Genomic DNA, 21,426 nt, shown 5'->3' on the forward strand with positions numbered 1-21,426 from the left:
GTCCGGTCCGGCGCCCCCACCGTGCCCGCCCGCCGGACCCTCGGTTCAGCCGTCGAGCACGCGCTCCTCGCCCCGGCGCAGCACGAGCCGGGACGCCCCCGCCGGGCCGCGGACCTCGATGTCGGCGTCGCGGTCGGGGCGCAGGACGGCGCGGTACGCCCCCGGGGACCAGGTCAGGTCCAGACGGGCGCCGAACCGGGTCCGTACGCCCTCGACGCGGCCGTCGGGGCAGCGGGCCGGGAGCGCGGGCAGCAGGACGAGCCGGCCGGGCGTCGACTGCGCGAGGCATGCGAGGAGGAGGGCCGGAAGGGCGTGCGCGGCGTCGGCGTCGTAGGCGGCGCGGGCGGGGTGGTGCGCGCTCATCAGGGAGTCGTGGAAGTAGTCCCCGGTGAGGACCCGCGTGAGGGCGTCCCCGGTGCGGGCGGAGTCGCCCAGGCGGGCGGCGACGAGGCCGTGGTGGAGGTGTCCGTGGGCCGAGTCGTTCTCGCTGCGGCGCAGCGCGAGGGCGCGGCGGGCGGCGCGGGCCAGGTCGGGCGTGTCGTACGGGGTGATCTCCTCCAGCGGCCAGACGGGGTGGAGGTGGCTGAGGTGCCGGTGCCGGTGGTGGTCACCGGGTCCGGGCCGGGCCCATTCGGCGAGGGCCCCGTCGTCGTCGACCCGGTACGCCGGGAGGCGGCCGGCGAGTGCCCGCCAGCGCGCCGCGTCGGCGGCGGGCGCGCGCTCGGCGGCGGCGCGCAGGGCGTGGCCCGCGGCGGCGATGTCCATCGTGGCGTCGACCGCGCCCCGGCTCCCGCCTTCCGGGTGGTTCTCCGGCGCGTAGGAGGGGACGATCGCGATCCGTCCGTCGGGTCCGGTGCGGGTGAGGAAGTCCTCGTAGAAGAGGGCGAGTTCGGTCAGCAGGGCGGTGACGGGCGCGGTGCGGCGGCCGGTGGCCTCCTCGTGGTCGAGGAGGGGTTTGAGCAGCCGGTCGGCGCCGGCGGTCCAGAGGTGGAGGGGGAATGCGCGGCTGAAGTGGTACGCGTGCCCCGACGTCCCGTCCGTGTGGGACGGGGCGACGACGCCGCGGGCGCCGAAGACGGCCCGGACGTTCTCGCGCCAGTCGTCCGTCCGGCCTTCGATCAGCGCCGCGTGGGCCCGTGTCGTCTCGGGCAGGTCGGCGGCGACGGCGGACGCGGTCTGGAGGTTCAGGTGGGCGTGGGTGGTGAACGCCCCGGACCAGGGGGTGTCCCAGTCGCCCGTCCAGAGTCCGGGCAGCCGGGGCGGCAGCATCCCGGAGGAGGAGAGCAGGTGGTAGCGGCCCGCGGCGAAGAGGCGTTCGAGCAGGGCGGGGCTGTCGGGGCGGGCGAGGAGCGCCGACCCGGGGAGGGCCCGTTCGTCCGGGTCGGCGCCGAGGTCGAGGGTGACGCGCCGGTAGGCGGGTTCGTGCAGGGCGGTGTGGCGGGCGAGGAGCCGGGCGTGGACGGCGGCGGGATCCGTGGCGCCGGTGCCGGTGATCGCCGCGTGCCGGGCTGCGGCGCCGGTGACCAGCGAGCGCAGCGCCTCCGTCTCCTCGTCGGGGTCGGTGTCCGCGGGGTGCCGGCGGACGCGGGTGAGGAGGAGCAGCCGGCCGGCGCCCTCGATCCGTACGCCGGAGTCGGTGAGGGTGGTGCGGCCGGTGTCGGTGACCAGGACGGTGAGGCCGGTGTAGCCGAGCGGGCTGTCCGGGTAGCGGGCGTGGAGGGTGAGGACACTCGCGCGGCGGTCGGTGGCGAGGCCCCGGCCGACCGCGAGTCCCGCGGGGGCGCCGGGCAGCCGGTGGTCGAGGTCGATCTCGACGCGGGGGCCGGGCGCGGTCACGTACTGCACGACGACGTCGTCGGCGCGGGAGACGAAGACCTCGCTCCGCCGCTCCCCGCACGAGCCGGTGACGACGCCGGTGGCGAAGTCCACGGACCGGCGCACCGGGAGGGCCGTGTCGGCCGCGGGCGGGCGGCGGACACGGGTGCGGAATCCGGGGTGGAAGGGCCGGACCCAGCGCAGCGGCCGGCCGTCGGTGAAGGTCTCGGCCGCGGTGGGGTCCCCGGCGAGCAGGGCGTCCTGGAGGGCGGGGAGCCGGTCGGCGAGGCGGGGCGGGGCGGTGTCGGCGGGCGGGTTGTCCGGCCGGACGAGGGTGTGGTGGGTGACCGTGACCGGGTCGTCGTCGGGGTCGCCGTGGACCAGGGCACCGTGGCACCCGTTCCCGGCGAGGAAGGCGTCCTCCCAGCGGGCCGCGGGCGCGGGCTCCCAGGTGCCGTGGTTCATCCGCGTCCCTCCGTCCCGGTCGCCGTGGTGCCGTCGTCCCCGCGTCCGGGGGCCGGGAGCGGGTCCAGGACGGCTGCCCCGTACCGCTCCGACGTCGGCTCCCCTTCCGTGATGGTGCCGCTGAGGAGGTCGCGGTGGGCGCCGGGCAGCGGCACGGTGACCGCGTCGCGGCCGTGGTGGAGGAGGAAGAGCAGCGTGCCGCGGCGGACGGCCCCGACGCCGGCGGGGAGGCCGTCGACAGCCGGCCGCACTCCGGCGTCGCCGGCCGGGCCGGCGAGCAGCACGCTCAGGGCGGCGGGCTCGGAGAGGGGGGAGAGGTACCCGGCACGGCCGTTGCGGAGGACGGCGGGCAGGCGTGCTCCGACGCGGGCGCGCCGTCCGACCTGGCCGACTCCCAGGGCCGCTTCGCCACCCACGTGAAGGCCGGCGCGGCCGCGCCGCGGGCCGGCGTCGACTCCTGCACCGACCACGGGACGGACGCCTCGGTGATCCTGGGCCGGCTGCGCGGGACCCTGGAGCGCGGGCTGATCGGCGCCGAGGACGTGGACCGCGCGGTGGGGCGGCAGCTGACCGTGCGGCGCCTCCTCGGCGGGTTCGACCCGGACGGCGGTCCGCACGCCGACGAGGACCGGTTCGACACCCCCGGCCACCGCGAGGCGGCGGAGTCCGCGGTCGTCCTCCTCCCCGATGGACCGGCGCCCGACGGGCGGCCCCTGCTCCCGCTCGCCGCCGACCCGGGTCGGATCGCGGTCGTCGGCCTCCTCGGCGGCGCCTGCGAACGGGACTGGTACAGCGGCGCCCTGCTCCACCGGTCCGGCCCGCTCGACGGGCTCCGGGAGCGGTTCGGCGCCGACCGGGCGGACTGCGCCGAGGGCGGGGACCGGATCGGGCGGCGCACCGCGTCCGCCCTCTGGCTGCGCCTCCCGGAGGGCGGGCCGGCCGGGCCCGTACGCGACGCCGGGGCCGCCCTCGACCCGGCCCCGGTCACCGGCCGCACCGGCCTTCCGCCGCTCACCGCCGCCCCCGAGGGCTCCGCGCTCCCCCTCGTCGACCAAGGCGGCGGGGTGCTCACCCTGCGCGCTCCCGACGGCCGCTATCTGTCGGTCGCCGAGGACGGCCTCGTCCGCGCCTCGGCGGACGAGCCGGGCGGCTGGGTCGTACGGGAGACGTTCCGGCTCGAAGCCCATGGGGACGGGCACCTCCTTGTGCACCTCGGGACGGGGGGCTACGTCTCTGTCGCCGCCGGGGCCGTGAAGGTTGCCGCCGCGCGCGCATCCGCCGAGACCTTCACCGTCGGGACCCTCGAACGCGGCGAGGAGGCCGTCGCCCGCGCCGCCGCCGCGGCGGACGTGGTCGTCGTCCTCGCCGGCGACGAGCCGCACGTCAACGGCCGCGAGACCGAGGACCGCACGACGCTCGCCCTCCCCGCCCACCAGGACCGCCTCCGGCGCGCCGCGCACGCCGCCGACCTCCGGACGGGCCGGCGCCGAGGGCCGGAGGCGGCCGTGAAGGACGGGGCGGGCGGAGGCGGGGGCGAGGCGTGCCCCGCGGCCGCGGGGGACGCGACGTCCGCGCTCCGGGTGGAGGACGTCGCGCGCTGGTGACCACGCAGGCCGCGGGCCCGGCGGGGGCGGCCGACGGGTGGCGGCGCGCGCCTCGCGGTGTCAGCCGCGGAGGGTGTCGATGGCCTTCTCGATGCGGCGGCGGCGCGTGTCGGCGCCCTTCGCGCTCTCGATGGCGAGCACGTGGCGGCGCTTGTGGGTGTGGGAGAGGCTGTCGTAGGCGGCGCGGACGAAGGGGTCCTCGTCGAGGGCGGCGGCGAAGTCCGGGGGCTCGACGACGACGCGGGGCTCGGTGTCGAGCTCCAGCTCGACCTCGACCTCCTCGCCCGTCTCGACGCCGGCGGCCTCGCGGTTGGCCTTGCTGAGGCCGAGCAGGTGGCGGCCGCGCATGATGGCGACCCGGCTCTTCCAGGAGTGCCCGTTGACGGTGATCGTCACCGGCGGCCGCGCGCCTCCACCGAGCGCCTCGACGACCTCGGGCGGAACCTCCAGACCCCGCATGCGCTCGGGCGGTTCGACCTCGGACCGAAACTTCATGCTCTTCCTCCTGTGGTTCCACGGGCACACCGCGGATCGGGTCCGCCCGGTTCCGAAGGCCGCTCGGGCAGGCCGGCCCTCGGGTCGCCCCAGCCACCGCCCGACAGGGCACCGACGGGGCTCGAGGATCGTAGCGCCGGCCCTCCGCCCCTCCGCGCCGCCTCCCGGCCATGTCGCGGACCGGTTTCCGTCCGGGCGCCTCCGCACCCCAGGGACGGGGCCGAGCAGGGGAGTTCGGCGCCCGAGACGGCCGGCGCGCGAGCTCTCCGGACCGCGCGGCCGAGTGCTTCGACCAGGCTCCCTCCGGCCGCTCGTGGGCGGCTGGAGGGAGGAACGCGTTCCGCTCGGCCCGTCGGCCGTCACGGGTCCGACGGCTGTCCGGGGCGTCCGTGAGGCCCCGGGCGGGTGGCCGCGCGGACACCGGCGCCGGCACGTGCCGGGGAGGGCCGTCGCCCTCGCCGCCGCACCGCGCCCGGCCGGAGCGCGACAACCGGTGTCCCCCGCGCGGCCGCGGTCGTGCCGCTCGGGGGTCATCCCGGCAAAACGGCGAACCAGCCCCGGCGCCGCCCGGATCCCGCGGGACAGAAAACGCTTTCACGAACCCTGTGCGAAGCATTGACGAAACATCGAAGCCCCCCTAGCTTCATGCCCGTTGCACTGCGTACGTCATATATGAGACGCGATACACGAGATCTGAGAGTGCTCCATGACCTTCGCCCCCAGTCCCATCCCGTCCCGCACCCAGTACGTCCTGGAGGCGATCAAGCACGACATCCTCACCGGGGGTCTCCGACCGGGCCAGGCGCTCGTGGAGACCGAACTCGCCGCGCGCTTCGGGGTGTCGAAGACCCCGGTCCGCGAGGCGCTCAAGACCCTCGCGGGCAGCGGGCTCGTGGTGATGAACCAGTACAAGGGCGTCACCGTCCGGATGGTCGACGCGGACATGGCCCGCGCCGTGTACGACGTCCGCCTGCTCCTGGAGCCCGAGGCCGTCCGCCGCGCCGTCGTCTCCGGAGCCCCGCTGGACGCGGCGCACGAGGCGCTGCGCCGGGCCGCGAGCGCCGAGGACCCGGCCGAACGGTCCCTGGCCAACCGGGAGTTCCACCGCGCGCTCTACCTGCCCTGCGGCAATCCGCTGCTCGGCCGGATGCTCGACGAGGTCCGCGACCAGGCCGCCCTGGTCTCCACCGTCGCCTGGGCCGCGGTCCCCTCCTGGGAGCGCGAGGCCGCGGAGCACGAGGAGATCCTGCGGCTGGCCGTCGCGGGCGACGCGGCGGGGGCCGGCCGGGCCGTCCACGAGCACATCGCCTCCTTCGTCGAGCGCGCCTTCCCCCCTTCCCCCGTGACCGGCGGGTGAGCGTCCACCCCGTGGGCGCCCAGCCCGTGAGCGAACTGCGAGGCACCATGGAATTCGAGACGCTGAGGACCGCCCTCGCCGACGTCGTGGCGATCCCGGTCACCCCCTTCGCCGAGGACGGCTCGGTCGACACCGCCGCCCACCGCGCGCTGCTGCGGCGGCTGCTCGACGGCGGGGTCCGCACCCTCACCCCCAACGGGAACACCGGCGAGTTCTACGCGCTCGCCCCCGAGGAGCGCCGGGCGGTCACCGAGGCGACCGTCGAGGAGGCGGGCGGGCGCGCCCTGATCCTGGTCGGCGTCGGCCACGACCTGCCGACCGCCGTCGACGCCGCCCAGCACGCCCACGCCACCGGCGCCGACATGGTGATGGTCCACCAGCCCGTCCACCCGTACGTCTCCGAGAGCGGCTGGGTCGACTACCACCGCGCGATCGCCGAGGCCGTCCCGGAGCTCGGCGTCGTCCCCTACGTCCGCAACCCGCTGCTGAGCGGGGCCCGGCTCGCCGAGCTGGGGTCCGCCTGCCCGAACGTCGTGGGCGTGAAGTACGCGGTCCCGGACGCGGCCCGGTTCGCCGGCTTCGCCCGGGACGCGGGGCTCGACCGGTTCGTGTGGGTGGCGGGCCTCGCCGAGCCGTACGCCCCCGCGTACTTCGCGAGCGGGGCGACCGGCTTCACCTCCGGCCTGGTCAACGTCTCCCCCGCGCTCTCCCTGGAGATGCTGCACGCGCTGCGCGCCGGGGACTATCCGACGGCCATGAAGGTGTGGGAGCGCGTCCGGCGCTTCGAGGAGCTGCGGGCGGCGAACGGCAGCGCCGACAACGTCACCGTCGTCAAGGAGGCGCTGGCCTCCCTCGGCCTGTGCCGCCGGGCGATCCGCCCGCCGAGCCGGGAACTCCCGGAGCCGGAGCGGGCCGAGGTCGCGGCGATCGCCGGCGGGTGGCCGATATGAGCGCCGACGGGGGCCGCCGGCCCGAGGAGCTCCGCAGCCACCAGTGGTACGGCACGGACGGGCTGCGCTCGTTCAGCCACCGGGCCCGCACCCGGCAGCTCGGCTACCTCCCCGAGGAGCACCTCGGGAAGCCGGTGATCGCGGTCCTCAACACCTGGTCCGACATCAACCCCTGCCACGTCCACCTCCGCGACCGGGCCCAGGCGGTGAAGCGGGGCGTGTGGCAGGCGGGCGGCTTCCCCCTGGAGTTCCCGGTCTCCACCCTCTCGGAGACCTTCCAGAAGCCGACCCCGATGCTCTACCGCAACCTGCTGGCCCTGGAGACCGAGGAACTGCTCCGCTCCTACCCGGTGGACGGGGCGGTGCTGATGGGCGGCTGCGACAAGACCACGCCGGCGCTGCTGATGGGCGCCGCGTCGGTCGACCTGCCGACCGTGTTCGTGCCGGCCGGTCCGATGCTGCCGGGCCACTGGCGCGGCGAGACGCTCGGCTCCGGCACCGACATGTGGAAGTACTGGGACGAGAAGCGGGCCGGGACGATCGGCGACTGCGAGATGGCCGAGCTGGAGAACGGGCTGGCCCGCTCCCCCGGCCACTGCATGACCATGGGCACGGCGTCCACGCTGACCGCTGCGGCCGAGACGCTGGGCGTGACGGTTCCGGGCGCCTCCTCGGTGCCGGCGGTGGACTCGGGCCACGACCGGATGGCGGCGGCCTCGGGCCTGCGGATCGTGGAGCTGGTACGGCAGGACCTGCGGCTCTCCCGGCTGCTCACCCGGGAGGCGTACGAGGACGCGGTGGCCGCGGTCCTGGCACTGGGCGGCTCGACGAACGCCGTCATCCACCTGATCGCGATGGCCGGGCGGTCCGGGGTGACGCTCACGCTCGACGACTTCGACCGGATCGCCCGGACGGTGCCGGTACTCGCGAACCTGCGGCCCGGCGGGCGGTTCCTCATGGAGGACTTCCACTTCGCGGGCGGGATGCCGGGGTTCCTGTCCCGGCTCACCGACGTGCTGCACCTGGACCGGCCGACGGTGTCGCACCCGACGCTGCGCGCACAGCTCGCGGGAGCGCTGGTCCACGACGACGAGGTGATCCGGGAGCGGTCGAGGCCGCTGGCGGAGGAGGGCGGGGTCGCCGTGCTGCGGGGCAACCTCTGCCCGGACGGCGCGGTCGTGAAGCACATCGCGGCCGATCCGCGGCTGCTGAAGCACACCGGCCCGGCGGTCGTCTTCGACGACTACCGGACGATGCAGCGGACCATCGACGACCCGGCGCTCGGCATCACGGCCGACCACGTGCTCGTGCTGCGCGGCGCGGGTCCGAAGGGCGGGCCGGGGATGCCGGAGTACGGCATGCTGCCGATCCCCCGGTACCTCCTGGAGCAGGGGGTGCGGGACATGGTCCGGATCTCCGACGCCCGGATGAGCGGGACGAGCTACGGGGCCTGCGTGCTGCACGTGGCACCCGAGTCCCACGTGGGCGGGCCCCTGGCCCTGGTCCGCACGGGCGACACGATCACCCTCGACGTCGCGGCCCGCTCCCTGCACCTGCACGTCCCCGACGAGGAACTGACCGCCCGTCGGACCGCGTGGACGCCGCCGCCGGCCCGGTACGAACGCGGCTACGGCGCGCTGTACATGGAGCAGATCACCCAGGCCGACACCGGCTGCGACTTCGCCTTCCTGTCCCGGCCGGGCACGACGCCCGATCCGTACGCGGGCTGAGACCCGCCCGGCGGTCCCGGCGCCTCGGCCGGCCGTCCCCCGCACCCCACCCCGCCTGTCCGAGATCTCGAACGTCGTTCGCGAAGCGCTTCACCGAGAACGGAGCCGCCGTCATGGCCTCAGCTGTGACCCCACCGCCCCGGGCCGTCCCGGCCCGGGCACGCCGTCGCACGGGAGCGACGCCCCGCCGACTGCCGTACCTGCTGATCGCCCCCGCCGGACTGCTGATGCTGGGCTTCATCGCCTACCCGGTGCTCAGCGTCTTCCACTACAGCCTCCGGCACCACAACCCCACGAAGCCCTGGCGGAACGGGTTCGCGGGGCTGGACAACTTCACCCGGATCTTCACGGACGACCCGCGGTTCTGGGGGACGCTGACCTTCAGCCTCAAGTGGGTGGTCGTCGAGGTGACGCTCCAGCTCCTCTTCGGGCTGGCGCTCGCCCTCATCGTCAACCAGACGTTCGTCGGCCGCGCGCTGGGCCGGGCGCTGGTGTTCTCGCCGTGGGCGGTGTCGGGCGTGCTGACGTCCGCGATCTGGGTGCTGCTCTACAACTCGCAGACGGGCATCACCCGTTACCTGGCCGACCTCGGTCTGGGCACCTACGGCACGTCGTGGCTCTCCGACACGGCGACCGTGTTCCCGGCGGCGGTCGTCGCCGACCTCTGGCGGGGCGTGCCCTTCTTCGCCATCCTCATCCTCGCCGACCTCCAGTCCGTGCCGAAGGACCTGTACGAGGCGGCCGAGGTCGACGGGGCGGGCCGCCTCCGCCAGTTCACGCACATCACGCTGCCGCACATCCGGGACGCGATCGTCCTCTCCACGCTGTTGCGCGCGGTCTGGGAGTTCAACAACGTCGACCTCCTCTACACGCTGACCGGCGGCGGACCCGCGGGCGAGACGACCACCCTGCCGCTGTACATCGCCCACACCAGCGTCGACGCCCACAACTTCGGATACGCCTCCGCGCTCACCACGGTGGCGTTCGTGATCCTTCTCTTCTGCTCGATGGTCTACCTGCGCCTGAGCAAGTTCGGAGGCGACGCCGCATGACAGCCGAGCCCATCCTGAGCGCGGCCCCCGCCGCCCAGGCGGCCGCCGCGCCGGACGCCCCGCCGCCGGGGCGGACACCGCCGGCCGCCGGCCGCGGCAGGCGCCGGGCCTGGGACGAGGTGCCCCGCTGGCAGATCTACCTGCCGCTGGGCGTGTACCTCCTCTTCACCCTCGTCCCCTTCTACTGGATCCTGCTGTTCGCCGTGCGGCCCGCCGGCTCCACCTCGCTGCTGCCCTGGCCGATGACCACCGCGCACTTCGAGAAGGTGTGGAACGACCGCAGCTTCGGCGTCTTCTTCCAGAACAGCCTCCTCATCGGCGTCGCGGTGCTGGTGATGACGACGGTCGTCGCACTGGCCGGCGGCTACGCGCTGGCCCGCTTCGACTTCCGGATCAAGGAGGGCTTCCTGCTGGCCCTGCTCTGCTCGCAGTTCGTGCCGGGCGCGCTGCTCCTCGTACCGCTCTTCCAGATCTTCGCCGAGCTGCGGATGATCAACTCGCTCGGCAGCGTCATCATCGCCGAGACCGTCTTCCAGCTCCCGCTGTCGATGATCCTCATCAGCGGCTTCATCAGGAACGTGCCGTACTCCCTGGAGGAGGCGGCGTGGGTCGACGGGTGCAACCGGTTCCACGCCTTCCGGATCGTGGTCCTGCCGCTGCTGCGGCCCGGCCTGGTCGCCGTCGGCTCCTTCGCGTTCGTCCACGCCTGGAACCACTTCCTCTTCGCCCTGATGTTCCTCAGCAGCCAGGACAAGCAGACCATCCCGGTCGGCCTCAACACCCTCATGGGCGCTGACAGCGTCGACCTCGGCGCGCTCGCCGCGGGCGGCGTCATCGCCGCCGTCCCCGTCGTCGTCGTCTTCGCCTTCATCCAGAAGTGGCTGGTCACCGGCTTCAGTGCCGGGGCGGTGAAGGGATGAACACCCCCCACACGAACAGGGAGGCCATGAACACCCCCCGCACCCCGCTGCCGGTCGTCCTCGCCGGCGCCCGCGGCCACGGCCGCAGCCACCTCCTCACGATCCGCCGCCTCCAGGAGCGGGGCCTCGTCCGGCTCGCCGGGGTCTGCGAACTCCGCCCGCTCGACGCGGCCGAACTGGAGGGCGTCGGCGACCCCGAGCAGTCCGCCGACCTCGACGCGCTCCTCGCCTCCACCGGCGCCCGGATCGCCGTGCTCTCCACCCCGATCCAGACCCATGCCGACCTGGCCCTCACCGCCGCCCGCCACGGCGCGCACCTCCTCCTGGAGAAGCCGCCGGCCCCGTCGTACGCGGAGTTCCGCAGGATGACCGACGGCATCGAGGCGGCCGGGGTGGCCTGCCAGATCGGCTTCCAGTCCCTCGGTTCGCACGCGGTGCCCGCGATCCGCCGGATGGTCGGGGACGGCGCCGTCGGCGAGCTCCTCGGGGTCGGCGCGGCCGGCGCCTGGGTCCGGGACGAGGCCTACTTCCGGCGGGTGCCCTGGGCCGGGCGCCGGCGGCTCGACGGCGCGGACGTCGTCGACGGGGCCCTGACCAACCCGCTCGCCCACGCCGTCGCCACCGCGCTCGCGCTGGCCGGGTCCCCCCGCGCCGAGGACGTCGAGCGCGTCGAGACAGAGCTGCTCCGCGCGCATGCCGTCGAGTCCGACGACACGTCCGCGGTCCGGGTCGTCACCGCATCCGGCGTCCGGGTCACGGTCGCCGCGACGCTGTGCGCCGAGAGGTCCTCGGAGCCGTACGTGATCGTGCACGGCAGCCGGGGGCGGATCACCTTCTGGTACCGGCAGGACCGGGTCCTGCTGCAGCGCGCCGGACACGGGCCCGAGGAGATCGAGTACGGCCGCACCGACCTCCTGGAGAACCTGGTGGCGCACGTGAGGGACGGCGAGCCGCTGTGCGTGCCGCCGGTCGCGACGGGGGCGTTCATGCGGGTGGTCGAGGCGGTGCGCACGGCCCCCGACCCGCGTCCCATCCCCGCCGCGCACTGGCACACCGAGTCCGGCGCGAGCGGACCGCGCCGGGTGGTCGACGGCGTCGACGCGCTGGTCGACGCGGCCGCCGACGGACTGCTGCTGTTCTCCGAACTCGGCGCCGCCTGGGCGCCGTCGACCCGGGCGGAGGTCCGATGACCGCCGGGACGGCGACCACGCTGCGGTGCGCGGGCCGCACCGTCGCCCACTACACCACGCGGCCCGGGCCGGCCCCCGGTCACGTGCCGCGGCCCTTCCTCCATCCCGTGACCACGCTCGCCGGGCGGGCGGTGACCGAGGCCGGGCCGGCGGACCACCCGCACCACCTGGGGGCGGGCGTCGCCGTGGCCGACGTCGACGGCCGCAACTTCTGGGGCGGGCGCACCTTCGTCCGCGGCCGCGGTCCCGTGGCGCTCGACGACCACGGCGTCCAGCGCCACGACGGGTTCAAGCTGTGCGACCCGGACGGTTTCGTGGCGGAGCTGAGCTGGACGGCGGGCGGCGCGCTGCTGTTCCGCGAGCACCGGACCGTGGCGGCCGTCGCGCTCACCGACTCCGCCTGGGCCCTGGACCTCACCTTCTCGCTGGCCAACGCGTCCGGGCGGGAGCTGTCGATCGGCAGTCCCGCGACGAACGGCCGGCCGGGCGCGGCCTACGGCGGGTTCTTCTGGCGGGCGCCCAAGGAGGCGACGGTGCCGCTGGTGTTCGGCGCGGACGCGGACGGCGAGGAGGCGGTGCACGGGGCCGCGGCCGACTGGGCGGCGCTCGCGGGCGACGGCTGGACGCTGGTGTTCGCCGGGGCGACGGCGGCGACCCGCGCCGACCCGTGGTTCGTGCGCGCCGCCGAGTACCCCGGTGTCGGCTCCTCGCTCGCCTCCGCCGGACGGCTCGCGGTGCCGGCCGGGGGGACCCTGGTGCGCCGGGTGGTGACCGTCGTCGCCGACGGCCGCCTCGACCGGGCCGGGGCGGCGGCGCTGGTCCGCAAGGCGGTGGCGTCGTGAGCGCGGCGGGCCGGGGCGGCGGGTCCGCGAGCGCCACCGGCGACCTGGGGGACGGGACGTACCGCAATCCGGTGCTGGCGGCCGACTGGTCCGACCCGGACGTGCTGCGGGTGGGCGAGGACCACTACCTCACCGCCTCCAGCTTCGGCCGCGCGCCCGGGCTGCCCCTGCTGCACTCGCGCGACCTGGTGAACTGGAGCCTCGTCGGCCACGCGCTCGAACGGCTGGAACCGGCGGCCGCGTTCGCCTCGCCCCGGCACGACCGGGGCGTGTGGGCGCCGTCGCTGCGCCACCACGACGGACGGTTCTGGATCTTCTGGGGCGACCCCGACCACGGCATCCACCAGGTCAACGCCCCCTCGGTCCGCGGACCGTGGACAGCGCCGCACCTGGTGAAGGCCGGCCGGGGCCTCATCGACGCCTGCCCCCTGTGGGACGAGGAGTCGGGCGAGGCGTACCTCGTGCACGCCCTGGCCAAGTCCCGGGCCGGGGTGAACAACCGGCTCGTCGGGCACCGGATGAGCCCGGACGGCACGAAGGTCCTCGACGAGGGCCGGGTCCTGGTGGACGGCGACCTCATCCCGGGCTGGTTCACCCTGGAGGGCCCCAAGGCGTACCTGCACGACGGCCTCTTCTGGATCCTCGCACCGGCCGGGGGCGTGGCCACCGGCTGGCAGGGCGCGTTCCGGTCACGGTCGTTCTTCGGCCCGTACGAGGAGCGGATCGTCCTGGCCCAGGGCGACACCGACGTCAACGGCCCCCATCAGGGCGGCTGGGTCCGCACCCAGGCCGGCGAGGACTGGTTCCTGCACTTCCAGCAGACGGGCGCGCACGGCAGGGTCGTCCACCTCCAGCCGATGCGCTGGGGCGCGGACGGCTGGCCGGTGCTCGGCGAGGACGGCGCCCCGGTGCGCGTCCACCGCAAGCCCGACCTGCCGGAGCAGCCCGCGGCGCGCCCCGCCGTGGACGACTCCTTCCCGGGCGGGCGGTTCGGACGCCAGTGGCAGTGGACCGCCAACCCGGACGAGGGCTGGGCCAGTCACCACGCGGGGGACGGGCTGCGCCTCGCCTGTGTCCGGGGCGGGCGCCCGGTCGACCTGCGGAGCGTGCCGCACGTCCTCACGCAGCGGCTGCCGTCCGGGGCGTGCGCGGTCGAGGTGGGCGTGCGGCTCGACGCGGCGGCGCCCGGCGCCCGTGCCGGACTGGTCGTCCTCGGCGACGCCTATGCCTGGATCGGGCCGGAGCGCGCTCCCGACGGCACGACCCGGCTCGTGCACCGCTTCGCCCCCGCGGGAGCCGACGCCGAGCGGGACGCGGCGCACTCCCTGCCGCTCGCCGGCGACCGTGCCCTGCTGCGGATCGAGATCACGGCGGACGCGCGCTGCCGGTTCTCGTACTCCGCCGACGGCACGCCCCGGCCGGTCCGCCTCGGGCCGGAGTTCGCGGCCACGCCCTGGCGCTGGGTCGGCGCCCTGCTCGGCCTGTTCGCGGCCGCGCCGGCGGGCGCGGGGCACGCCGGGACGGCCGTGTTCTCCGCCTTCCGCGTCACCCCCGCCTGACGCCGTCCCTGGCGCCGGGCGCCCCGGCGCCCCCTCAGGACTCCCCCACACCCCCTTTTCGCACGTTCCGGCACCACCCGCAGAGAAGAGAGCCGACGATGACCATCCTCCCCGGCGGACGGCGCAGAGCCGCCCTCGCCCTCGCCCTGTCCGGCGTCCTCGCCCTGACCGCCACCGCCTGCGGTGACGACGGCAGCGGCGCGGGCGGCGACCAGGGCACCGAGGGTTCGGGCAAGGGAAAGATCACCTTCTGGGACAACAACGGCGGCGTCCGCACCGAGGTCTGGAAGGAGATCATCGCGGACTTCGAGAAGGCGAACCCCGGCATCGACGTCGAGTACGTCGGGATCGCCTCCAAGGAGGTCCAGTCGAAGTACGACACCGCCATCCAGGGCGGCGGCCTGCCGGACGTCGGCGGCGTGGGCGCGGCGATGCTCGCCGGGATCGCCGCGCAGAACGCCCTGGAACCGCTGGACGCCCGGATCGAGGGAAGCGCCCTCAAGGGCAGGCTGAACGCGGGCATGCTCGCGAGCGTGAGGTCGGCCGGCGGCCGGGACAAGCTGTTCACGGTCCCCACGTCCGCCAGCAACGGCGTGCTGTACTACCGCACCGACCTGTTCCGGGCGGCCGGTCTGGAGGAGCCGTCCACCTGGTCGAGGTTCTACGCGGCGGCCGACCGGCTCACCGCGGCGGACGAGAACCGGTTCGGCTACACGATCCGCGGCGGCGCCGGCTCCATCGCCCAGGCCCTGGACGCCATGTACGGCCAGAGCGGCATCACGTCCTTCTGGAACGGCGACCGGACCACGGTCAACGACCCGAAGAACGTCGCCGCCCTGGAGAAGTACGCCGGGCTGTTCAAGCGGACGACGCCCGCCGCCGACGTCAACAACGACTTCACCAAGATGGTCGCGCAGTGGGACAGCGGCCAGATCGGCATGCTCAACCACAACCTGGGCTCCTACCAGGACCACGTGAAGGCGCTCGGCACGGAGAAGTTCCGGGGCATCCCCAACCCGACGCTGGACGACGGCACCCGGGTGCAGGTCTCCAACCCCGTCGACGGGCTCGGTCTCTTCTCCTCCGGCAGGAACAAGGCCGCGGCGTGGAAGTTCATCGAGTTCGCCGCCTCGCACGCCTCCAACAGCAAGTGGAACGAATCGGCCGGCGCCATCCCCGCGAACACGGAGGCCGCCCGGGACGCCTGGCTGCAGGAGTCCGAGCCGACCAAGCTCGGCGCCGAGGTCCTCTTCAGCGGCAAGGCCGCCATCGTGGAACTGCCGTACTACCTGCCGGACTGGAACACCCTCTCCAAGGCCGACAACGAACCGGCCTTCCAGAAGGTCCTCCTCGGCAAGGCCACCGCCAAGGAGTTCCTCGACCACTTCGCCGAGCAGCTGAACACGGCCCAGGCCGAGTGGAAGCAGCAGAACCCGTGAGCGCCGCCCGCCGACCCGCCCACGCACCGTCCACCGACCGGATGATCCGGCCCGTCTCCGAGGAGAGCCGACCGTGAACCGACGCACCCGGCGGGGAGTGGTCGCCGCGACCGCCCTCGCGCTGACCCTCACCGCGCCCCCGGCGGGCGCCCACACCGGACACCGGCCGGGCGCCGACCCGGCCCGCGCCGTCCTGCCGGCCGGCGACGGCTGGGCCTCCGACGGCACGGGCACCACCGGCGGGTCCGCCGCCGTCGCCTCCCGGGTCCTCACCGTCACCACGTGGGAGGAGTTCCGGGCCGCGCTCGCGCTGCCCGGCACCGAGCCCCGCATCGTCAAGGTGGCGGGCACGCTCGACGCGACCGCCGCCGGCTGCGCCGCCTTCGAGGCCCCCGGCTACGACTTCGCCCGCTACCTCGCCGACTACGACCCCGCGGTCTGGGGGTACGAGAACGAGGTCAGCGGCCCCCAGGAGACGCTGCGGGCCGCCTCCGCGGCCGCGCAGGGCCGGGCGATCAAGGTGCAGGTGCCCGCCAACACCACGATCGTGGGCGTCGGGCGGCACGCGGGCATCACCGGCGGCAGCCTCCAGGTGCAGGGCGTCGACAACGTCGTCGTCCGCAACCTCACCCTGGAGAGCCCCCTCGACTGCTTCCCCCGGTGGGACCCGACGGACGGGGCGACCGGGGCCTGGAACTCCGAATACGACAGCCTGGTCGTGTACGGCTCCACCCACGTCTGGGTCGACCACAACACGTTCACCGACGGCGCCCACCCGGACAGTTCGCTCCCCACCCACTACGGCGAGGTCTACCAGCGGCACGACGGGGAGCTGGACATCGTGCGGGGCGCGGACCTGGTGACCGTCTCCTGGAACGTCTTCGCCGACCACGACAAGACCCTGATGATCGGCAACAGCGACAGTGCCGGCGCCACCGACCGGGGAAGGCTGCGCGTCACGCTCCACCACAACCTCTTCGAGAACGTCGTGGAGCGCGCGCCGCGGGTCCGGTTCGGCCGGGTCGACGCGTACAACAACCACTTCGTGGTGCCGAGCGGACCGTACGTGTACAGCTTCGGCATCGGCCAGGAGTCCCAGCTGTACGCCGAGCGGAACGCGTTCACGCTCGCCCCCGGCGTACCGGCCGGGAAGATCCTGAAGAAGTGGAAGGACGCGCCCGTCACGGTCGCCGGCAACCTCGTCGACGGCCGCCCCGTCGACCTCCTCGCCGTCCACAACGAGCAGTACCCGGCCGAGGCCCTGCGCGCCGACGCCGGCTGGACCCCCGTCCTGCGCACCCGCGTCGACCACCCCCGGGCCGTCCCCGCGCTCGTCGGCAGGCTCGCGGGCGCCGGCCGTCCGCGCTGAGCCCCGGCACCCCGGGACAGCGGTCGAGCCGGCCCGGTCACGGGAGCAGCAGCGGGAACTCCGCCCCCGCCCACAGCGCCCTGACCGCGTCGGGCGCGAGCCCGCCCGGCCCGTCGCCCGGCTCCTCTCCGGTGCTCCAGCGGTGGGCGGAGGCGGGCGCGGACCGGACCGCGGGCCAGCCGGGGCTCCCGTGGGCGGCGAAGTCGGCCCAGGCCCGCACCATGCGCCGGGAGAGGTCGTGGTCCTCGGGGGTGGGGGCGCCGCCGACGAGGAAGGCGGCGCAGTCCAGGCCGAGGGTGCCGAAGGCGAAGGGGACGTCCGCGCAGTGCCAGGCGCGGACGCCGCCGTCCGGGCCGGGCCGCCGGCGGTCGAAGCGTGCCAGGAAGGCCCGGCCGCCGGCGAGGGCGTGCCGCTCGGCGAGGCGGGCGGCGTACTCGGTGAAGAGGAGGTCGCCGAAGACGGCGAGGTACACGTCGAGGACGGGGGCGTCCGGCAGCGCGGCCCGGTACCCCTCGACCAGCCCGTCCGGCAGCCCGAAGTCCCGGGCGAACGCGCCGAGTCGTTCCTCGGTGGTCACCTTGGCACTGCTCCCGACGGCGTCCAGGAGCCGGTACTCCTCCGTGGTGTGGCAGACCAGCAGGTCGACGTCCCGGGCGGCGCCGGCGGCGATCCCCGCGAGGGGGTCGACGGGCAGGACGTCGCCGTCGAGGACGGGGGCGTAGAGCGAGGGGTCGTAGTGGCGGGAGCCCGACGCCGGATCGTGGCGGTAGGCGTCGACGACCCGGTCGGAGGCGGTGACGAGCACCTCCGGGCCGACGGAGGCCAGCCCTTCGGCGGTGGCCGGGCAGCCCGCTGCGGCGGCCACCTCGCGGGTGGTCGCGGCGGCGGTCTCCGGCGGGTGGTGGGGGCCGGCGGGGCTGTGGAGGACGGCCCGCCGGAACAGGCCGCGGGCGCGCTCCGTCACCATCAGGCAGGCCACCGAGGCGGCCCCGGAGGACTGCCCGGCGACGGTGACGCGGTCCGGGTCGCCGCCGAACGCGGCGATGTTGTCGCGCACCCAGCGCAGGGCGGCGATCTGGTCGAGCAGCCCCCGGTTGTCGGGGTGGGCGCCGTCGCCGGCCGGCACGTGACCGAACCCCTCGAAGCCGAGCCGGTAGTTGAGCGTGACCACCACCAGGCCGGCGCGGGCCAGGACGGTGCCGTCGAGGTCGGGCTGGGCGGAGGAACCGAAGGTGTAGGCGCCGCCGTGGATCCAGACCAGGACGGGCAGCGCCCCGCAGTCCGGGGCCGGGGTCCACACGTTGAGGGTGAGGACGTCCTCGTCGCCGGGGCGCCACAGGGGCGCGCCGGGCAGCTCCGCCGACTGCGGGGCGACGGGCCCGAAGGCGGTGGCGTCGCGCACGCCGCTCCAGGCCGCCGCCGGCCGCGGCGCGCGGAACCGGTGGGGGCCGAACGGCGGTGCGGCGTAGGGGATTCCGAGCACGGCGACGATGTCGGGAGAGACGCGTGCGCCCCGTACCGAGCCGTGCGTGGTGGTGAAGACGTCCATGTCCTCAGCCTGGCACCCCGCCTTCCGCGCGCGCCAACACCGAGTCGGTGCCCGTTCACGCACTTCTGTGGTGAATGAGGCGGCGCCTGCCGTAGGCGACGGTCAGCGCGGCGAGCAACGGGCCCCACAGGACGAGCGGCGCGTAGCAGAGGTAGTACGACGCCGCCTCCCAGCCGCCGGCCCTGCCGGGGAAGTCGGGAGGCAGGGCGTGGCCGCGGATCGTGGTGCCCCTGAGCTCGGTGGCCGTCGCCAGGACGGTCCACAGCAGGGTGAGGGCCGTCGCCCCGAGGGCCGCGGGGACGAGGACGGCGGCCGGCGGGATGCGCCGGCCGCGCAGGACCGGGACCCAGTCGGGGACCACCTCGCCCCACCGGGCGACGAGTCCGACCGCGGTGAAGGCGACGGCCTCGGAGAAGAGCGACAGGAAGACGACGTACAGCCGCTCGCCGGGGCCGATCCCGGAGCCGAAGGCCGCCGGCAGCCGCCACAGCCCGGCGGGCAGGACGGTGAACGGCACGGCGTAGGCGAGGAGCCGGGTGCGCCGGGACACCCCGGCGACGGGTGCGTGGGCCGCCCGCCAGGCGGCGCGGAGGCGGCCGGAGGGGGCGGGCCGGCGTGGGGGTGCGGCGGGGCGGCGGGGCTGGTGCGGCATGCGCGGTCCTCGGTCCGGTGGGCCGCCGGGCGGCCCGCTCGGTGTCGACGATCGCGGGCACGGGGCGCCGGGGGATCGGGCCGTGGGCGGAACCCGCTCCCCCGTGCGGGCGAGACGGGCGTACGACCCGGGGTCCGGGGCAGCCGGCCGGTCAGCGGCCGAAACCGCCCCGGAGGGTGGTGCGGCCGCCGTCGGCGGCGGTCAGGACGGCGGTGTAGGTGTCGGCGGACGCGTCGCGCGTCCCCTCCGCGTGGTTGTACTGGGCGGCGAAGACGTGCGGACCGGGCGGCACCTCCCGGCCGGGTCCGAGGGTCCACCGGTAGACGAGGGCGTCGGGCCGCTCGGTCACGGTGACGGTGAAGTCGCCGGCGGGACGGGTCTGCCAGTGGCCGGTGGTCACGACGCCCGGCGTGCGAGCGACGCGCACCTCGACGGTGAGCCCGGTGACCGGCGTGTCCGTGGTGAGGGCGAGGTCGCTCTGCGCCCACCAGCGGTTGCTGCCGGCGTCGACGGTGCCGGCCGCCCTGGCGACCGGGCCGGGAGCCGGGAGCGCGGCGGCGGGCCGCGCGGGCCGGTCGCCGACGGTGGTCGCGGCGAGGCCGCCGATGCCGACGACGCCGGCGGTGACCGCGGTGACCGCGACGGCGACCGTCCAGCGGCGGCGCGGCCCGGGCCCGGCCGGTGCGCGGCGGCGGGGCGCCGGGGCGGCGCCGGCCATGCCGCGCTCCACCCGGGCGAGGATGCGGGCGTGGTCGGGGCGGTGCGCGAGCGCCGCGTCCCTCAGTTCGCGGCGGAGCCGTGTCTCGTCCATCAGCGCCTCCCCGCGGCGAGTTCGGTGGCTGCCCGGGGGCCCAGGAGCCGCTGGAGTTCGGCCATGCCCTTGGCCGTCTGGCTCTTGACCGTGCCGACCGAGACGCCGAGGGCCAGCGCGGTGTCCCGTTCGGACAGGTCGAAGGCGTGGCGGAGCACGACGCAGGCGCGTTTGCGGAAGGGCAGGGCGCGCAGGGCCGTGCGGACGTCGACGACGGCCGGGACGTCGGGGTCCTCGGTGTGCTCCGGGCGCCGGTCCCAGTAGGCGGCGATGCGGCGGCGTTCGCGGACGGTGCCCCGGATGCGGCTGCGGACGAGGTTGGCGACGACGCCCCGGGCGTAGGCGGCGGGGTGGTCCGCGGCGCGGACCCGGTCCCAGCGGTGCCACAGGGCGAGCATGGCGTCGGCGGCGAGGTCGTCGGCGGCGTCGGTCTCGCCGGTCAGCAGATGGGCGAGGCGGGCGAGTTCGGCGTAGTGGCGCTCGAAGAAGGCCCGGAACTCCGCGGCGTCGTCCCCGGTGTCAGCGTCCGTCGTGACCACGACGTTCCTCCGTCGGGGCGGTGGTGGGGCCGGGGGCGGCGGGGCCGGTGCTGGCGCGGGCCGTCAGTACGGGCGTGAGCAGTTCCGTGCCGCGCGGGGGCTGTCCGGCGAGGCGGCCGACGACGCGTTCGACGGCGCGTCGTCCCATCTCCTGGGCGGGTACGGAGACGGCGGTGAGCGGTACGGAGGCGTGCTCGGCGACCTGGTCGGGGCAGACGGCGACGACGGAGACGTCCTCGGGGACGGCGCGGCCCTGGTGGCGCAGGAGGGCGAGCAGCGGTTCGACGGCGGCCTCGTTCCGGACGACGAGCGCCGTGGTGCCGGGGCGTTCCTCGAAGACGCGGGTGACGGCGGCGGCGACGGCCGCGTACGTCCCGTCGACGGGCCGGTGGAGCAGGCCGACGCCGTGGCGGGCGGCGGCGGCGCGCAGGCCGGTGAGGATGCGGGTGCCGAAGCCCGTGGCGCGTTCGTGGACGGCGGGCGGTTCGCCGAGGACGGCGACCGCGGTGTGGCCGAGGGCGGCGAGGTGGTCGACGCAGCGGGCGCCGGCGGCCTCGAAGTCGAGGTCGACGCAGTCGAGTCCGGTCGCGTCGGCCGCCTCGGCGGTCTCGGCGGGGAGGCCGATGAGGACGGAGGGCCGTGCGGCCTCCCGGAGGCAGGGGATGCGGGGGTCGTCGAGGCCGACGTCCATGACGATCATCGCGTCGGCGACGGCGCTGCCCTCGACGCGGCGGACGGCTTCGGGGCCCTCCTCGCCGGTGAGCAGCAGGACGTCGTGGCCGTGGGCGCGGGCCGTCGTGGTGACGGCCATCGCGATCTCCATCATCACGGGCACGTGGAGGCCGGTGCGCAGCGGCATCATCAGGGCCAGGATGTCGGTGCGGCTGCTGGCGAGCGCGCGGGCGCCGGCGTGCGGGCGGTAGCCGAGGGTGTCGATGCTGTGCCGGATGCGCTCGCGGGTGGGAGCGGAGATGGAGCGTTTGCCGCTGAGCACGTAGCTGACGGTGCTGGCCGAGACCCCGGCGTGGCGGGCGACATCGGCGAGGGTGACCACGTGCGCGCTCCTGGGCGTGTCCCGGTGTCGCGGG

At 75.6% G+C, this 21,426-nt stretch carries 18 protein-coding genes and 1 pseudogene; 11 read left to right on the top strand and 8 right to left on the bottom strand.

From position 1 onward, the window contains the following. Window positions 1-45: 45 nt before the first annotated feature. Both ACZ60W_RS04750 and ACZ60W_RS04755 read right to left on the bottom strand, forming a co-directional pair. The gene (locus tag ACZ60W_RS04750; protein ID WP_469753910.1) at window positions 46-2,280 is read right to left on the bottom strand and encodes a glycosyl hydrolase family 95 catalytic domain-containing protein; all 2,235 of its coding nucleotides are present in this window, start codon (window positions 2,278-2,280) and stop codon (window positions 46-48) included. After that, on the bottom strand, window positions 2,277-2,750 hold the full coding sequence (locus tag ACZ60W_RS04755; protein ID WP_469753936.1) for a Beta-galactosidase C-terminal domain: 474 nt from the start codon (window positions 2,748-2,750) through the stop codon (window positions 2,277-2,279). Before ACZ60W_RS04755 ends, ACZ60W_RS04750 begins: the two co-directional genes overlap by 4 nt. On the opposite strand from ACZ60W_RS04755, the pseudogene ACZ60W_RS04760 reads away from it, so the two are divergent. Continuing rightward, a pseudogene (locus ACZ60W_RS04760) lies at window positions 2,637-3,758 on the top strand (glycoside hydrolase family 3 C-terminal domain-containing protein); the annotation flags it as partial. The gene ACZ60W_RS04755 and the pseudogene ACZ60W_RS04760 sit on opposite strands and share 114 nt — an antisense overlap. 186 nt (window positions 3,759-3,944) lie before the next feature. Here ACZ60W_RS04760 and ACZ60W_RS04765 read toward each other — a convergent pair. Next, window positions 3,945-4,379 carry a YdeI/OmpD-associated family protein gene (locus ACZ60W_RS04765; protein ID WP_469753911.1) on the bottom strand — a complete coding sequence of 145 codons (435 nt, stop codon included), beginning with the start codon at window positions 4,377-4,379 and terminating at the stop codon, window positions 3,945-3,947. A gap of 706 nt (window positions 4,380-5,085) precedes the next feature. Between ACZ60W_RS04765 and ACZ60W_RS04770 the strand changes: the two genes are divergently transcribed. From ACZ60W_RS04770 to ACZ60W_RS04815, 10 genes are all read left to right on the top strand, one after another. Continuing rightward, a complete protein-coding gene (locus tag ACZ60W_RS04770) occupies window positions 5,086-5,736 on the top strand; it encodes a GntR family transcriptional regulator (protein WP_469753912.1) in 651 nt (216 codons plus the stop codon). A 47-nt stretch (window positions 5,737-5,783) separates the two neighbouring features. Next, window positions 5,784-6,686 carry a dihydrodipicolinate synthase family protein gene (locus ACZ60W_RS04775; RefSeq protein WP_469753937.1) on the top strand — a complete coding sequence of 301 codons (903 nt, stop codon included), beginning with the start codon at window positions 5,784-5,786 and terminating at the stop codon, window positions 6,684-6,686. Further along, window positions 6,683-8,416, top strand: a complete 1,734-nt coding sequence (gene araD / locus ACZ60W_RS04780) for an L-arabinonate dehydratase (protein ID WP_469753913.1) — start codon at window positions 6,683-6,685, stop codon at window positions 8,414-8,416. Before ACZ60W_RS04775 ends, araD begins: the two co-directional genes overlap by 4 nt. A gap of 113 nt (window positions 8,417-8,529) precedes the next feature. Continuing rightward, on the top strand, window positions 8,530-9,468 hold the full coding sequence (locus ACZ60W_RS04785) for a carbohydrate ABC transporter permease (RefSeq protein WP_469753914.1): 939 nt from the start codon (window positions 8,530-8,532) through the stop codon (window positions 9,466-9,468). Then, entirely contained in the window at window positions 9,465-10,388 is a 924-nt protein-coding gene (locus ACZ60W_RS04790) for a carbohydrate ABC transporter permease (RefSeq protein WP_469753915.1), read from the top strand. The genes ACZ60W_RS04785 and ACZ60W_RS04790 overlap by 4 nt, the downstream gene beginning before the upstream one ends. A 26-nt stretch (window positions 10,389-10,414) precedes the next feature. Further along, a complete protein-coding gene (locus ACZ60W_RS04795) occupies window positions 10,415-11,578 on the top strand; it encodes a Gfo/Idh/MocA family protein (protein WP_469753916.1) in 1,164 nt (387 codons plus the stop codon). Continuing rightward, entirely contained in the window at window positions 11,575-12,420 is an 846-nt protein-coding gene (locus ACZ60W_RS04800; protein ID WP_469753917.1) for a DUF6807 domain-containing protein, read from the top strand. The genes ACZ60W_RS04795 and ACZ60W_RS04800 overlap by 4 nt, the downstream gene beginning before the upstream one ends. Continuing rightward, window positions 12,417-13,979 carry a glycoside hydrolase family 43 protein gene (locus ACZ60W_RS04805; RefSeq protein ID WP_469753918.1) on the top strand — a complete coding sequence of 521 codons (1,563 nt, stop codon included), beginning with the start codon at window positions 12,417-12,419 and terminating at the stop codon, window positions 13,977-13,979. Before ACZ60W_RS04800 ends, ACZ60W_RS04805 begins: the two co-directional genes overlap by 4 nt. Before the next feature lie 98 nt (window positions 13,980-14,077). Beyond that, on the top strand, window positions 14,078-15,418 hold the full coding sequence (locus ACZ60W_RS04810) for an ABC transporter substrate-binding protein (protein ID WP_469753919.1): 1,341 nt from the start codon (window positions 14,078-14,080) through the stop codon (window positions 15,416-15,418). Between the two features lie 73 nt (window positions 15,419-15,491). Continuing rightward, window positions 15,492-16,787 carry a pectate lyase family protein gene (locus ACZ60W_RS04815; RefSeq protein ID WP_469753920.1) on the top strand — a complete coding sequence of 432 codons (1,296 nt, stop codon included), beginning with the start codon at window positions 15,492-15,494 and terminating at the stop codon, window positions 16,785-16,787. A 37-nt stretch (window positions 16,788-16,824) separates the two neighbouring features. On the opposite strand, the gene ACZ60W_RS04820 is transcribed toward ACZ60W_RS04815, so the two are convergent. The 5 genes from ACZ60W_RS04820 to ACZ60W_RS04840 all read right to left on the bottom strand — a co-directional run bounded on the left by ACZ60W_RS04820 (window position 16,825) and on the right by ACZ60W_RS04840 (window position 21,392). Continuing rightward, window positions 16,825-18,336 carry a carboxylesterase/lipase family protein gene (locus ACZ60W_RS04820; RefSeq protein WP_469753921.1) on the bottom strand — a complete coding sequence of 504 codons (1,512 nt, stop codon included), beginning with the start codon at window positions 18,334-18,336 and terminating at the stop codon, window positions 16,825-16,827. A 55-nt stretch (window positions 18,337-18,391) separates the two neighbouring features. After that, window positions 18,392-18,988, bottom strand: coding sequence for a hypothetical protein (locus tag ACZ60W_RS04825; protein WP_469753922.1), 597 nt, complete (start codon window positions 18,986-18,988; stop codon window positions 18,392-18,394). A gap of 151 nt (window positions 18,989-19,139) precedes the next feature. Beyond that, window positions 19,140-19,799: a hypothetical protein gene (locus ACZ60W_RS04830; RefSeq protein WP_469753923.1), complete on the bottom strand. Its 660-nt coding sequence runs from the start codon at window positions 19,797-19,799 to the stop codon at window positions 19,140-19,142. Continuing rightward, on the bottom strand, window positions 19,799-20,338 hold the full coding sequence (locus tag ACZ60W_RS04835) for a SigE family RNA polymerase sigma factor (protein WP_469753924.1): 540 nt from the start codon (window positions 20,336-20,338) through the stop codon (window positions 19,799-19,801). Before ACZ60W_RS04835 ends, ACZ60W_RS04830 begins: the two co-directional genes overlap by 1 nt. Further along, entirely contained in the window at window positions 20,319-21,392 is a 1,074-nt protein-coding gene (locus tag ACZ60W_RS04840) for a LacI family DNA-binding transcriptional regulator (protein ID WP_469753925.1), read from the bottom strand. Before ACZ60W_RS04840 ends, ACZ60W_RS04835 begins: the two co-directional genes overlap by 20 nt. Between the last annotated feature and the right edge of the window lie 34 nt (window positions 21,393-21,426).

This window comes from Streptomyces sp. NPDC104202 (assembly GCF_055584185.1).